Here is a 13,979-nt window from a genome sequence, read left to right as displayed (position 1 = left end):
AAACAGAATCACTTGAATTTAGTTTTATATAAATCCTACTACTTCATAATGCCCCACCTAATTAATTATATTAAAATAATTTATAACCTCTTTTAATAAAAATAGACTACTTCTAAAACAACACACATAAATTTCATATAATATGGAAATATTAAAAGGAAAATTGTTCTAAAATCAGGAGGTTTCCGCAATGACAAGTGATACATTTCCACAACTGCCGCTATCTTATTGGATTGAATCTACTCAGCTTCCTACTTTCCCTCGTTTATCCGAAAATATAAAGACGAAAGTTGCTATTATCGGTGCTGGTATTACAGGTATTACTACTGCCTATTTACTTGCAAAAGAAGGCATCGATGTTGTTTTAATTGATTCTGGTCGTATTTTAAACGGAACGACTGGGCATACAACAGCGAAAGTAACAGCACAACATGATCTTATTTATGATGAATTAATAAACCATTTCGGTGTAGAAAAGGCCGGGCTTTACTATGAATCAAATAATCAGGCTCTACAATTCATAAATGAAACTGTTCAAACATATAAAATCGACTGTAATTTCTCAAATGAAGATTCATATTTATATACAACTACCGATAACGGATTAAGAAATTTATCGAAAGAATATGAAGCTTATCAAAAATTAAATATACCTTGTGACTATGTTCAATCTCTATCGATTCCTATTCCAGTACAATCTGCGCTTATAATGAAAAATCAAGCACAATTCCATCCCCTTCTTTATTTAAAAACACTTTTAGAAAAGTTTGTGGAGATGGGCGGAAAGCTCTACGAACAAACAACAGCTATGGATGTGGAAAAGGGAGATCATCCACAAATAATTACAAAAGAGGGCCATCATATCACTTGTGAATATGTCGTCTCTTGTTCACATTTTCCTTTTTATGATGCGAATAGCTTTTTCTTTACGCGAATGTACGCAGAACGCTCCTACGCTCTTGCAATAAAAGCAAAAACGGATTATCCAGGTGGCATGTATTTAAGTATTGATGATCCAAAGCGCTCCTTACGCTATATAACAAACAATGGAGAAAAATTAATTTTGATTGGCGGAGAGAGTCATAAAACAGGACAAGGAATAAATACGATGCTTCATTATGAAGCACTTTATTCTTTTGCTGAAGCAACTTTTGGAATAGACGAAGTTCCTTATAGATGGTCAGCACAAGATTTAATCACTCTAGATAAGCTTCCTTATATCGGACATATTAACGAAAGAAATCCAAATATATTTGTTGCAACTGGATATCGCAAATGGGGCATGACAACTGGAACTGCTGCCGCTCACCTACTGAAGGACTCCATCCTAAAAGTCCACAGTCCCTATAAAGAACTGTATGCACCATCACGCTTCCATGCAAATCCAGATATAAAAACGTTCCTCTCCCAAAACATTGATGTTGCGAAACATTTAATTGAAGGAAAGATTGAAACCGCATTACGTAAGCCAGAAGATCTCGAAGTTGGTGAAGGATCTGTCGTACATGTTAACGGTAAACGAGCAGGTGCTTATAAGGACAAAGAAGGAAAATTACATATCGTCGATACAACTTGTACACATCTCGGCTGTGAAGTTGAATGGAATAATGGTGATTGTACTTGGGATTGCCCTTGCCATGGTTCTCGTTTTTCAATTGAGGGAGACGTTCTTGAAGGCCCAGCAGATCAACCGTTAAAACGAGTTGATAATGAGTAAACAAATAAAGAAGTTCAACAGAATTACTGTTGAACTTCTTTATTTGTTATAAAATCTTTTCAGATAAATTTCGACACAGGGAGGGAAATATTAACATTAAATAAAATAATATATTCATCTACAAATTAAAAGGGGTGAATATTATGCAACCTTCAGCTCCACCTCATCTAGAATCTACAGAAACTATCTTTTCAAGCTCTATTACAAAACTTGTTGTTTTTATTTGTTGGCTAGCCATTTTAGCTGATGGATATGATTTAGGTATTTACGGTGCCGTTCTACCAAAGCTCCTAGAAGACAAAAGCTGGGCGCTATCACCAGCGCACGCTGGTACAATTGCAAGCTATGCTTTATTTGGGATGTTTATTGGGGCTATTCTAGTTGGAGCGATTACAGATCTAATTGGGCGTAAATGGACGCTTATATGCTGTTTAGCACTTTTTTCTATCACAATGGGTTTAGCGGCTATCGCTTCTTCTCCTGAGTTATTTGGATTATCTCGATTTATAGGAGGAATCGGATTAGGCGGTGTTATCCCAACGGCTTCAGCACTTACTGTTGAATATTCACCAAAAAAAAGGCAATCTTTTATTTATGCTCTTATGTTTACTGGCTATCCTTTAGGTATCGTATTAGGTGCTATTTTGTCTATGTTTATGTTAGAAGATTTCGGATGGAGAATTATGTTTGGTATCGGAATGATTCCACTACTCCTCATTCCTTTCATTATTCGCTATTTACCTGAGTCCATTCAATTTTTATTATCACGTAATCGCCAAGAAGAAGTGAACCAAATTCTTAATCGTTTTCAAATTGAATTTCATGTAAAAAATAAAACTCATCAAGCTCCATCTACTATACGAAAGAAAACTGGATTTTTTACTTTATTCTCAAAAGAATACATAAAAGCAACGCTACTTTTTTGGATCACTTATATAATGGGAATGTTTTTAATATACGGTTTAAATACTTGGTTACCACAGATGATGCGCCAGGCGGGATATCCTCTTGGATCTAGTCTGTCTTTTCTACTTATGCTAAATATTACCGCAGCTGTTGGTGCGGTATTCGCTGGAGCAATTGCTGATCGTATAGGCGCAAAAATTGTTATTAGCATCTCTTATCTTATGGCAGCCATATGTATCGGACTATTAACAATCAAGCCATCTGTTACAATCATTTATCTTTTAATTGGCCTTGCTGGTATTGGATCGGTCGGTATTACTCAAATATTAAATGCATATGTAACACAATACTTCCCATCACATATCCGAGCTACCTCCTTAGGCTGGGGACTGGGACTTGGCCGAGTTGGTGCAATTGCTGGCCCTATTCTCATCGGTATTATTATGACAATGCAATATGACTTAGCATGGAATTTTTACTTATTCTCCTTTGCAGGTCTTATCGCAGCTATATCTGTTTTCTTCGTTCCTACAAAATAAAAAGAGCACAAACTTACTTGTGCTCTTTTTCATATGCTTCAAACAACATGTCTCGAAATAGTGTATTTAAAATTTCAATATCGATCCCTGATCCCTTTTCAATTCCTTTTACATATTGCCCATAGTAATGAATTTGTTCTTCTAAAAATTGATTTAGCACCTTAATTTTCAATCCAACATCTAATTCAGTACCTGCTTTTTTCTTTATTAACAACTTTTCAATCTCATCTAATACACTACTTTCTAATGGTAATTCTGTAATCAATCGATCAAATTCTACAGGTGGTAAAGTTGCTTTCTCTTCTAGCCACTTACAAGCTAAAATAGGACGTAATACATAAAAGTACTTTTTCAGCTTTACATTCTCACCTTGCAAAAATTCACGATAATTTTTCGACGCCATATGTAAATAATGATATATCGTTGCTTTTGGATCAAAATTCTTCTCACTCATCTGTTGAAGTAGTTCTGGAAAATTAGAGTTTTTCGAATAAAAAATTGGTGATCGAATCCACTCAAGTAAAGCTGGGTTCGACTTCGCGAATAGTTGCAACGCCTTTTTAATATCCCAACCACTTATATCTAAATCATCACTAATTGGATATTCAATTACATCTCGTTTGTCATGAATTGATAAATACCATTCTACCGGATGTATATAAACAAACCTAACATCATAATCGCTATCTTTCGATGGAAACCCCCAAGCACGACTCCCTGATTCCACCGCAAATAAAATTTTCACATCATTCTCTTTTTCAATTCTTTCTAACTCCAACTCGATTTTCTCTCTCATTTCATAACATCTCCATTTTTTGATTATTTCCTTGGAAATTCGACAATACACTATTAATTTTACTACATACTAAAAAAACTGTCAGAAATTACTGACAGCCTAATAAAACTTCTATTGTTGCTTTTCAATTACAGTAGCAGCAATTCGTTCAAACTCTTTTTGAATCTCCTCTTTATATGCATCTACTATTGAAAAATCCATAGCAGCAATATAAATTCGTTCTAATTTATCACGAACCGATTTTGCTTTCGCTAAGAAAGACATTGCCTCATTCATTTTTGCTTTATACTGAATGGAAACATCACGAATTTCCTTCGCATATTTCTCATCAGTCCCTGGCGTAACAATAAGGGCATACATATCAATAATTTCATCACCCTCACGACTTGGAAAATATTCATGCGGTGCGGTGCTATCAAAAATTGCAAAGCCTAATTCTCTTACGATAACCATATCAAGACTATGCGGGTCAAATCCGCAATGATATACTTCAACTTCAAATCCTTTTTCTTCAGCTGCCTTAGCTAACTTTTTGAGCATCGTTGATTTTCCAGAGCCTGGGCGCCCTTTTATAAAATAACGATGTGGTAACCCTTCTGTTAAATTAGGAACAAAGTCAACTGCTCCTTTCGGTGTTGCAGCTCCTAAAAAACGATGTTTTACAAGCGATTGTCTCCCGCTTTTATCTGCAAATAATTTCTGGATTAGCTGATCGGTTAGTTCATTTGCTTTATTAAAATCTATATTATCAATATATATCTTCTCCCACTCATCATGTATAACCAATGCCTCTTTAAAACGTGCGTAAGCAGACTGAAAAGCTTTGCTTGCTTCTGAAACAAATCTTTCAATTTCTAACTTCTGCTTTCTTAGTTTATCTGAGTCCCAAGCAATTCCTAAATTTATATACTCTTCAACAACTCCTGGCATTTTTGGCTCAATAACATGCGGTGATGTCCCATCAACAATTCCTACTTTTAATTGTGGGATAATTACACCATCAACCGATTTATTGTCAGAAGAACAATGTAAAAATTCAATATCATATCCTTTTCCAACCCATTCACGACCTATTGCCTTTATTAAAGAAGATTTTCCCGTTCCCGGGCCACCCTTTAAGATAAATAACCTGTCTAATCCTTTTAAATTCTCTTCGTATAAATTGTGAAATCCCCTAGCTGTATTACCACCAGCATAATAATTCAATACATTTCCTGTCACTGCACTCACTCCTTCGCAGCATTCTATTTACATAAGCTACAATATGCGAGCGGCTTTATTTGGGTGAATACCTATTTTCTATTGCACACAAAAAGGAAATGAATTACAATTTAACTATCAGAAAATTAAGATTTTAAAACTGAATACTTCTTTATCAAGAGAGGCAGAGGGACCGGCCCTTTGAAGCCCAGCAACCTCAGTTTATACGAACTGAATAGGTGCTAATTCCTGCAAAATGCATTGCATTTTGGAAGATAAAACTCAACTAGCATGTAAAGCTCATCTTTCTTGATACTGAAGGATGAGCTTTTTATTATTTGAAAAACATATATTGGAGGTATGTAAAATGAAAGTAATTGATTTATCACAAACATTTGAAAATAATATGTCTCAATTTCCTGGAACACCTAAAATACAACTAGAAGCTGTTACAAGTGTTGAAGAATCAGGCTATCAAGTTACAGATTTTCATTCTGTCGTTCATGTTGGCACGCATTGTGATGCTCCTGCGCATTTTATTTCAGGCGCAACGACCATCGATCAATTACCGCTGGATCAATTTGTAGGTGAAGCTGTTATTATTGATGTAACTCACGTACAAGAACGAAAACTACCTAAAGAAGTACTGCACGATGCTGATATAAAAGAAGGAGATATTGTTATTTTCCATTCCAATCTATCTACTAAATGGAACACAGAGGCGTATGAGAAAGAAGCTTTTTATCTTTCTGAAGAATTAGCCGAGGAACTAGTACAATTAAAAGTAAAATCTGTCGGTTTAGATTTTATTTCTCCTGATGAGGTAACGACAGAAACATCACCAATTCATCACATACTACTTGGGAATAATATTTATTTAATCGAAAACTTAACAAACTTAGATGCCATTCACACGAAACGTTTCTTCTTCTCAGCAGCACCTTTAAAAATTAAAGATAGCGACGGTGCTTTTGCAAGGGCATTTGCTGTAATTTTTTAAACAAACTATACAAAAAAGCAAAGATCATCATTGACCTTTGCTTCTATTTTTTTTATTTAAATTAAGAAAGAATTGCTCAACATGAGGACGTAACCAAGCTAAATAATCCTTCTCTTTCTTCTTTGTACAAGCTATTTCTTCCCCATCTACCATTTCAACAAGTTCTAGTTCTAACAGTTGCTTCGTGAATGCTAACATATTCACTTCTTCGGATGGATACTCTTCTTTTAATTTCTCCTCAATTTCCCCCAATAAAAAACCGTCACGCATCATTGCCAATGCATCAATCCAAAGTGGCGGCATTTCATATTTTTCTCCTGTAATTGTGTCTTTTACAGTATAATTCTTTTGCTCTTTTCGAAATTGAATCGTGTGTAAACATACAGTCGAATTTAATGTTAATTCCATCATACCACCTCTTTCATAATATCTGCATAGAAAAAAGGATGCGCGTGCACCCCTTCTTATCTTTTCATAACACTACTGAACCGTTACATGAGCAATCAATCTCATGTCGATATTTTCCTCCATTATAAACGAAGTATTTTATAAAAAAAACCCTTCTTGAAACATTTTATAAAATGTTTATATTTACACAACAAGAACACTTTTCTGAAAAATCTTTTCTCAAATACATTAAACGGTCGGCAGAAAAATTTCTACTTTCGTTCCTACTCCTAGACTACTTTGGATCGTGATACTCCCTTGATGTTCCTTAATAATTTTATATGTAATCATTAATCCAAGTCCTGTACCATTCTCCTTTGTTGTGTAAAACGCCTTGCCGATTTTTTCTAACTTCTCATTCTCTATACCGCATCCTTGGTCTTCAACAGAAATACACAAATGTCCTTGCGTTTTTTGATATGCACGGATATGAATTTCTCCACCCTCTGGCATTGATTCTATTCCATTTTTAATGATATTTAATAACACTTGTTTTAATTGCTTATCATCACCGTTTATAGCCGGTAAATTTCCATCTACTTGTAAATTACATTTAACTCTATATTGCGTTGCATAACTTTCCATTAGATGCACAACATATAGAAGGGTGTCTCGTATATTACACCTTTCATAATTTGTTGGCTTTGGTTTCCCTAACAACATCAATTCACTAACAAATCCATTAACCCTTTCAATTTCTTGTAGCATAATGTCGTAGCTCATCGTATCAGTTGGATTTCTTTCTTTTTGCATTTGCGTAAACCCTTTTAACGCTGTTAGTGGATTTCGAATTTCATGGGCAATTGTTGTAGACATAGTCCCAATCACAGCTAAATTTTCCGTCTCTTTCATATTGTTCATCATTTCAACCACTGTTCTTACATAAGATTGAAATCGTTTTAATAAAGAATGTGAAATAATGAAATAAAATACACATAAAACAAGTGGAATTATCACTTTTAAATCTTGTAATAGCAATGTGAAAAATACGTACTTTCCAATTACACTAAAGGAAACTAAATAAAAGTATTTTCTATTCACGAAAACTGGGGCAAATAAAATTAACAACATTTCTACCATACTACCATGTTCAAAAGGTCTATCCGTTCGCAAATAAATCATTAAATTATTAACAAGATTGATAAACATGTATCCAAATAAAAATAAATATTTTACAGAATATACATACCCTCTTTTTTGAAGATATATAGAAATAGGAAATAATGCTATTACAAATATAGGCACACCTATCCCAAGACTACCTTCTGGCCACCCTACCGCTGTTCCACTAATATTCATAGCAGGATATACAAAATAATATATAGCGTCATATAAAAAGAATATAATATAAAATAATAATATAAATACCTTTAAGGCTCTTCTTTCTTCATAAATCAAGCTCTTGTATTTGTTCATATAAAAACTCCCCTTGATCGATACAAAAAACTTTCATTGTTATCTCCTTAAAGTATAAGTATGAAATTGCTTTCAGGGCAATATTTAACCTTATAATACTAAAAGGAAGGAGATCTCTCCTTCCTTTTAGTAACAACTTATATCCAACTTACCCTATCATGTAACAATCCATCAGTAAAATTATTATGCCCTATTACAAAATCCTTCATATATAAATTTAAATACTCACCGTACTTACTTTCTGTATTTAATAACAACTCCTCGACGTAATAAGCGCCTTGTTCAAATTGATCTAAAAGTAAACTAGACAAGCCCGCATAAATCCCGCACCCTACCTGAAAATACGTTGCATTCGTTTTATATTTACGAAAAACTTGGCTACTATTCATTACATTATACATATATGTCTCACTATTTTCATAAACGAGTAACACACCGACCAAGTCCTCTCCAGCAACCTCTTCTTCCGCTGGATTAAACACTTTACGATTCCAGTTCCATAAATCTTCTACTTGATCTAAGTTCTGTCTAATTATATTTGTTGTATACTCATTAATTCGGTAAAGAAAACCAACTTCCATATTGAAGTTTTTCCCTAAAATTAATACTTCCTCATGTGGCATTAAACAACCATAGAATTCTTTTTCTCCTAACTTCACTTTATACTCTGAAGCATATACATCTTCATAAAAGTAAAGAGGACGATGATGACTCATATACATCGGATAACTCCAGATTGCTTCATCTAAAAATCGCTCTACTGCCCATGAAGCATAAAGTGTATGTGGCTTTATAAGTGCTGTATCATGCAAAAACGACGTGTCATGTTCTACAATATAACATGCTCTTGGCCTTTCATTTGGTCGTTCCTTCATAAGCTCAACAACCATCCATTGAACAACACCTGGATTCATACCTGAACCTATAATCGCTTTTGTATTTGTAAATTTCTCTTTCTCCTTCTCAAACCTTGTATATCTTTCCGTAAGCTGAAAGCCGATTAAGCTGTCGTCCTGATCTACTGCTTCATTTTCCAAGGCTGAATTAATATAACAAATTCCTAATTCATTACAGCAGCTTAATACTCTAATTGTATCTGCCCCTGAAACATCAATCACAACACTCGTACTTTTTTCTTTTAAATGTTGTTTAAATTCCACTACATTTTGAAGGTTTATCTCATATAAATATAATTGACCTTTCAAATTCGAAAACAACTCATCATAATAAGTCCTATCTTTTTGTTTTATATCCACTAAATGAAATTTGGCATTCTTTAATACTTCATAAATTGGATCTTTTTCATTTGCTATCGCTTGATTTAAAATTGCTAAAACTGCTTTTGCTGCTCCACCAGCACTACCAAGCAATGTAATTGATAACGAATTCGGAAACTGCTCCACGAACAAAACCCCTTTAATAAATTAGTTGAGCAACTCCTCCTCAAAAAATAAATTGAATACATAAAAAGATAGCTCGTACACAATTTTTATAAGTTAGTGCAAAGTTACCTTTTAAAAAATCACACTATACTATGTTTATATTCAATTCATTTTTCCCCTCATCTTCAAATTAAACTAAAACAAATAGGCTCGACCTTTTCTTCTGCATATAAAAGAAAAAGTCAGCCCTTCCAACTAATCTACGGACAATGGACGGATTTTACATGTTGAATATTCACATACATTTTTGCATCACGTGCTTTTGATATTTCAATATGACCTTCATCAATTTTCGCCATTTTTCCAATTTTATTGGACTCCTCACCTAAATCAAACACCATAATTTTCCCAGTCATTTTAATAAGCTGCTCTTCAAATGTTCTAGCTAATGTAATATTTAACGGATTTACGGGGAGTTCATTTTTATTGAGGGCATACGGTACTTGGTTTTCTTTATACGGAATTAACCATTTTAAATGCTTTAAAGATATATATACCGTTTTATAAACCGGACTATAAAAAACAATATAGTCGTTCATCACACTTGTAACATAACCATGTATTGGAGCATTTCCTGCTACATAAACTTCTGTAAAAATCCCTTTAGAAGTACTTAATACTTTTCTCAAAGAAATTGAAGGGGATTCCCTCTTAATTACAGAATCAACATCTGGTTTTAGTATGTCTTCGTCATGTGGTCTTAAAAATTTATAGTATTGTACATGATATAAAGATATATATACATAGTCTTGTCCATTGTAAAGAACAATAATGTCATTTCCTACGTCTATTAATATACCTTTAAACCTTTTTTCACCGATTAATTTAACATATATATTTTCCCCAATACTTTTGTTTAACTCATTCATCTATATCCTCCTTCCTATGAATTTCAGCTTTCCTATCTTTCGTTTCAAAAAAATAATCAGGGCAATGTTCTGTCTTAATAGTAAGTAATTCCTTTTCATACTATCGAAATAAGAAATTGTTCTTCTCTTTCCCTCATAATGCCCCTCTTATTTATTAAACATTATTCATCTTCATTCTTTTTACATTTCACTACTTGACTTACACTCTTAATATGATAATTAATGATATAAATAACTTCATCACCGTTTACTAGCGTAATACATTCTTCATGCACTTCACTTAATAAGCCTTCTACACACTCTGGGCCGCCACGATTAATCTTTACCCACTTATACTTCAAGTCACATAATACATCGACAAAAGTATCATCATCAGAGCAGAAACATGAAACATAGCCGTCGCCACATTTACTTTCTTTCACTTTCTTAACTAGACTTTTCACATGTTTCAATTGGTAATATACTAATTCACCAAGAGGAAGTTGTAATGTAAGGTAATCTCTTCCTAACGATACAAGTACCCCCACTCGACTCTCTGGTCCACGAAGATTTACTTTTACAGTCTCACCGACTAAGCCTTTAATTTGTTCACAGCATAATATACTTTCCAAATTTATATCCTCCTTTCTTATTATCTTCCTCTTCTTGACTGTCTTTGTGCGCGAGCTCGACCTGAATTATTACTTTCACTTTCGCTTTCACTTTCGCTTTCTTCGCTCTCTCTACAAGGTACTGTTACACTCTTAATATGAGATACTGCAACTAATATAACTTCTTCTTTTACAATTAGTGTCACAAATTCACAAGAAACATCTTGTAAAATACCTTCAACTTTCTCTGGGCCACCACGATTAATTTTCACCCAGCAATATTTGAAGCTTTGAAGTAACTTTTCAAAGTCATCTTCACATTCACATTCCAACCATCTGCAATCATCTGCTTTACAATCTTTCGCATTTTTTGTAATACTTTTCAGATGACGAATCTGATAGTAATAGAGCTCTCCTTTTTCATTCTTTAATACAAAGTAATCCGAACATACAGCGACTATTGTCCCTTTTTGAGATTCTGGACCACCCCTGTTTACTCTCACAAAAGATCCAATTAAGTCTTTCAGAAAATCACAATGAAATAAACTCACGAGAAAACCCCTTCCATTAATTTATAAGCTTTTGCACTGATAGTATATGTATCTGTACAGGTTACGTTCTCTATGTTTGTCCTAGCTAGAAAAAAATATGCTTTTAACATGGTAGACTACTACCTATCAAAATTTGAGGAAAGGCTAAGAACTCCTTATGTTTTTGATATCTTCAAACAAAAAATCCCTTATGAATATACATTTCTGCATATCTTCATAAGGGATTTTCCATAGTTTAATCTTCGTCTTTAACATCCATATCTTCTGGAATTGGTTCGTTCAATATTTCTTCCACTAATTGCTTATATTTCTCCATTTGCTCTAAATGTGTATTAAATTGTTCTTTATTTACTAAATATTGCTCTCCATCGAATAGCGCACGAATTTTCTTTTGCTGAATTAACTCTTCAATATACGATTTTGGTAAATTCAAATACTCCGCAGTCTCTTCTACTGTTATATACAATGCGTTCATTCCTTTATTATTTTTTCATCTATACTGTATCTTACTTTATTTTTGTAAACAAATAAAAAAGATTTTGTAAATGCAGTTCAAAAAGCAGGTAGATGCATTCCATATATTGTATAGTATTATATAGTAAGAATTTTTTAAATATAGAATGGTATTACCCATTTACACAAAGGAGAGTTAACATATGGCTACTCGTCACATCATTACAATGTTAGAAAAAACACTACAAGTTGAAACAGAAAACACAATTTCTCATTTGAATGTATCTTTATCTGATCGTTTTCTTTCTCAAAGCACAGCAATACATGAAAACAATTGTTATCATACAATTGGTGAATGGTACAAAAATCATTTCTTATTCCAACAAGATGATTTCCTTTGGGCTAAATATGCCTTCTATGACGCATATTGTGAAGCCATCAAAAAACAAGGTCATCTTACAAAACGTGTTCGCCAAATATTAGAATCATTAGCTCGAATGCATGGAAAACAGTATATTGCTTCTATACTAAATATGCCATTTCCTAATGAACGCGCTAAAGGGACAGCGTAATTTAGCCATGTTCTGCGTAAGCAAAACATAGCTAAATTGTTTTCTAGGATGCTTTACCAATAAAATGTTCATATCATATGAACTGATGAAACCGGTGTCATTATAATGATAGAAAATATAGTAAACAGGAAAACCCCCACGTACATCTCTCATCCATTTGAATAGAGAAATACGTGGGGGTGTACTTGTTCCTTATTATTTCATCATCTGCTTAATCAGTTCGCGATTTCTCTTCTTAAATACTTCATTATGAGAAGAAACCATTCCGTACTCACTTGCATCTGGTTGGATAAATTGTTTTGCTTTATTCACAGCATTTCCCGCATCTTGGAATGCACCTGCAATTAAGTGTAGTTTCCCTTCGTGCTTTAAAATATCTCCAGCAGCATATAATCCATCTACTGAAGACTCACTATTTGCATTACCTGCAATATAATAATTATCTATAATTGCAACGTCTAACTCACTATTTTCTAATAATGTAATGTCGCGTTCATATCCATGATTAATAATAACTTCATCAATAGGTAAATGAGAAACCTCACCTGTTTCATGATTTGTTAATTCTACATATTCGATTGCTTCATGATTATCACCAGCAATTAATTTTGTAATCGATGTATTAAAGAAACACTCCGCTGAGCTGTTCATAAGTTGTTTTACTTGTGCTTCATGACCAGATAATTCTTCTTTTCTATACGTTACATACACTTTTTTCGCAATTGGTTCCAATTCATTTGCCCAATCAACAGCAGAATTGCCTCCACCGGAAATAATAACTGTTTTACCTTTGAAACGCTTTAAAGATTTAACTGTATAATTTAAATTCGATACTTCAAATCGCTCAGCACCTTCAATAGATAACTTTTGCGGTTTCAATATACCACTTCCTGTTGCGACGATAACTGTTTTTGAAAAGTGTTCTTCCCCAGTACTTGTTTTTAATGTAAAAGTACCATCTTGATTACGAATAATTGATTCCACTTTTGTATCTAATACAACTTCTGGCTTAAATGTTAACCCTTGCTGTACAAGTTGTTCAATTAACTTATCACCTGTAACTGGCAATAGTCCTCCTACATCCCAAATCATTTTTTCCGGATACACATGTATTTTTCCACCTAACTGTGGTTGAAATTCTATTATTTTTGTTTTCATCTCTCTGAGTCCACTATAAAAAGCTGAATAAAGCCCTGCAGGTCCCCCGCCTATCACGGTTACATCAAACAATTCTTCTCTATTCATTAACCTTCACTCCTCAGCTACTAATCATTGATTATCATTCTCAATAAAATATAACCTGTTTCTGCAAAATTTACAATTAAAATTACTATTGACAATACAACTAGATAAAATTATATTATTTAATGAATCAATAGTGATAATCATTATCAATTTGTTAATAATTAGCAAATTTGAGATTACATCTTCTTTTATTAATATGGTTAATACTATATTGTAGAATCTCACATTCAAGATTT

The 13,979-nt window shown here is 33.5% G+C and carries 14 protein-coding genes and 1 riboswitch; of the genes, 4 read left to right on the top strand and 10 right to left on the bottom strand.

Features of this window, described 5'->3' with window-relative positions; genetic code table 11:
- The first annotated feature begins 190 nt into the window (after positions 1-190).
- Together EBQ15_RS22615 and EBQ15_RS22610 are read left to right on the top strand one after the other, a co-directional pair.
- Positions 191-1,717: an FAD-dependent oxidoreductase gene (locus EBQ15_RS22615; protein WP_000199992.1), complete on the top strand. Its 1,527-nt coding sequence runs from the start codon at positions 191-193 to the stop codon at positions 1,715-1,717.
- 143 nt (positions 1,718-1,860) lie between these two features.
- Complete coding sequence (locus tag EBQ15_RS22610) at positions 1,861-3,162, top strand: MFS transporter (protein ID WP_033693073.1); 1,302 nt, start codon at positions 1,861-1,863, stop codon at positions 3,160-3,162.
- 13 nt (positions 3,163-3,175) lie between these two features.
- Here EBQ15_RS22610 and EBQ15_RS22605 read toward each other — a convergent pair whose 3' ends face one another.
- Positions 3,176-3,958 (bottom strand): nucleotidyltransferase domain-containing protein, encoded by a 783-nt coding sequence (locus EBQ15_RS22605; protein ID WP_001208234.1) that lies wholly within the window; start codon positions 3,956-3,958, stop codon positions 3,176-3,178.
- Positions 3,959-4,069: 111 nt separating this feature from the next.
- Positions 4,070-5,179 (bottom strand): PRK06851 family protein, encoded by a 1,110-nt coding sequence (locus EBQ15_RS22600; RefSeq protein WP_000147485.1) that lies wholly within the window; start codon positions 5,177-5,179, stop codon positions 4,070-4,072.
- 148 nt (positions 5,180-5,327) lie between these two features.
- Positions 5,328-5,440, top strand: a riboswitch (SAM riboswitch).
- 85 nt (positions 5,441-5,525) lie between these two features.
- Here EBQ15_RS22600 and EBQ15_RS22595 point away from each other — a divergent pair.
- Positions 5,526-6,158, top strand: coding sequence for a cyclase family protein (locus EBQ15_RS22595; protein ID WP_000862975.1), 633 nt, complete (start codon positions 5,526-5,528; stop codon positions 6,156-6,158).
- Between the two features lie 27 nt (positions 6,159-6,185).
- Here the strand turns inward: EBQ15_RS22595 and EBQ15_RS22590 are convergent, their stop codons facing one another.
- The 7 genes from EBQ15_RS22590 to EBQ15_RS22560 all read right to left on the bottom strand — a co-directional run bounded on the left by EBQ15_RS22590 (position 6,186) and on the right by EBQ15_RS22560 (position 11,948).
- Positions 6,186-6,566: a hypothetical protein gene (locus tag EBQ15_RS22590; protein WP_000424119.1), complete on the bottom strand. Its 381-nt coding sequence runs from the start codon at positions 6,564-6,566 to the stop codon at positions 6,186-6,188.
- A 228-nt stretch (positions 6,567-6,794) separates the two neighbouring features.
- Positions 6,795-8,021: an ATP-binding protein gene (locus tag EBQ15_RS22585; RefSeq protein WP_001046106.1), complete on the bottom strand. Its 1,227-nt coding sequence runs from the start codon at positions 8,019-8,021 to the stop codon at positions 6,795-6,797.
- A 137-nt stretch (positions 8,022-8,158) separates the two neighbouring features.
- The gene (locus EBQ15_RS22580; RefSeq protein ID WP_000434721.1) at positions 8,159-9,424 is read right to left on the bottom strand and encodes a hypothetical protein; all 1,266 of its coding nucleotides are present in this window, start codon (positions 9,422-9,424) and stop codon (positions 8,159-8,161) included.
- Positions 9,425-9,663: 239 nt separating this feature from the next.
- Positions 9,664-10,332: an LSm family protein gene (locus tag EBQ15_RS22575; protein ID WP_001004268.1), complete on the bottom strand. Its 669-nt coding sequence runs from the start codon at positions 10,330-10,332 to the stop codon at positions 9,664-9,666.
- A gap of 161 nt (positions 10,333-10,493) precedes the next feature.
- The gene (locus EBQ15_RS22570; protein ID WP_000443835.1) at positions 10,494-10,943 is read right to left on the bottom strand and encodes a hypothetical protein; all 450 of its coding nucleotides are present in this window, start codon (positions 10,941-10,943) and stop codon (positions 10,494-10,496) included.
- A 20-nt stretch (positions 10,944-10,963) separates the two neighbouring features.
- Positions 10,964-11,473 carry a hypothetical protein gene (locus EBQ15_RS22565; protein WP_000051534.1) on the bottom strand — a complete coding sequence of 170 codons (510 nt, stop codon included), beginning with the start codon at positions 11,471-11,473 and terminating at the stop codon, positions 10,964-10,966.
- 235 nt (positions 11,474-11,708) lie between these two features.
- Positions 11,709-11,948 (bottom strand): helix-turn-helix domain-containing protein, encoded by a 240-nt coding sequence (locus tag EBQ15_RS22560; protein WP_001998970.1) that lies wholly within the window; start codon positions 11,946-11,948, stop codon positions 11,709-11,711.
- A gap of 181 nt (positions 11,949-12,129) precedes the next feature.
- On the opposite strand from EBQ15_RS22560, the gene EBQ15_RS22555 reads away from it, so the two are divergent.
- Entirely contained in the window at positions 12,130-12,498 is a 369-nt protein-coding gene (locus EBQ15_RS22555) for a hypothetical protein (RefSeq protein ID WP_000235475.1), read from the top strand.
- Between the two features lie 195 nt (positions 12,499-12,693).
- On the opposite strand, the gene EBQ15_RS22545 is transcribed toward EBQ15_RS22555, so the two are convergent.
- Positions 12,694-13,743 carry an NAD(P)/FAD-dependent oxidoreductase gene (locus EBQ15_RS22545; RefSeq protein WP_001078284.1) on the bottom strand — a complete coding sequence of 350 codons (1,050 nt, stop codon included), beginning with the start codon at positions 13,741-13,743 and terminating at the stop codon, positions 12,694-12,696.
- Between the last annotated feature and the right edge of the window lie 236 nt (positions 13,744-13,979).

The sequence above is a fragment of the Bacillus sp. 2D03 genome, assembly GCF_003946765.1.
GTDB classification, from domain to species: Bacteria; Bacillota; Bacilli; order Bacillales; family Bacillaceae_G; genus Bacillus_A; species Bacillus_A cereus.
This window is presented reverse-complemented; position numbering and strand designations above follow the sequence as displayed.

Excerpts from the sequence above, each read along its gene's own strand:
- EBQ15_RS22575 (WP_001004268.1), bottom strand. The coding sequence starts at position 10,332 with ATGAATGAGTTAAACAAAAGTATTGGGGAAAATATATATGTTAAATTA.
- EBQ15_RS22615 (WP_000199992.1), top strand. The coding sequence starts at position 191 with ATGACAAGTGATACATTTCCACAACTGCCGCTATCTTATTGGATTGAA.
- EBQ15_RS22545 (WP_001078284.1), bottom strand. The coding sequence starts at position 13,743 with ATGAATAGAGAAGAATTGTTTGATGTAACCGTGATAGGCGGGGGACCT.
- EBQ15_RS22585 (WP_001046106.1), bottom strand. The coding sequence starts at position 8,021 with ATGAACAAATACAAGAGCTTGATTTATGAAGAAAGAAGAGCCTTAAAG.
- EBQ15_RS22610 (WP_033693073.1), top strand. The coding sequence starts at position 1,861 with ATGCAACCTTCAGCTCCACCTCATCTAGAATCTACAGAAACTATCTTT.
- EBQ15_RS22605 (WP_001208234.1), bottom strand. The coding sequence starts at position 3,958 with ATGAGAGAGAAAATCGAGTTGGAGTTAGAAAGAATTGAAAAAGAGAAT.
- EBQ15_RS22560 (WP_001998970.1), bottom strand. The coding sequence starts at position 11,948 with ATGAACGCATTGTATATAACAGTAGAAGAGACTGCGGAGTATTTGAAT.
- EBQ15_RS22595 (WP_000862975.1), top strand. The coding sequence starts at position 5,526 with ATGAAAGTAATTGATTTATCACAAACATTTGAAAATAATATGTCTCAA.
- EBQ15_RS22590 (WP_000424119.1), bottom strand. The coding sequence starts at position 6,566 with ATGGAATTAACATTAAATTCGACTGTATGTTTACACACGATTCAATTT.
- EBQ15_RS22555 (WP_000235475.1), top strand. The coding sequence starts at position 12,130 with ATGGCTACTCGTCACATCATTACAATGTTAGAAAAAACACTACAAGTT.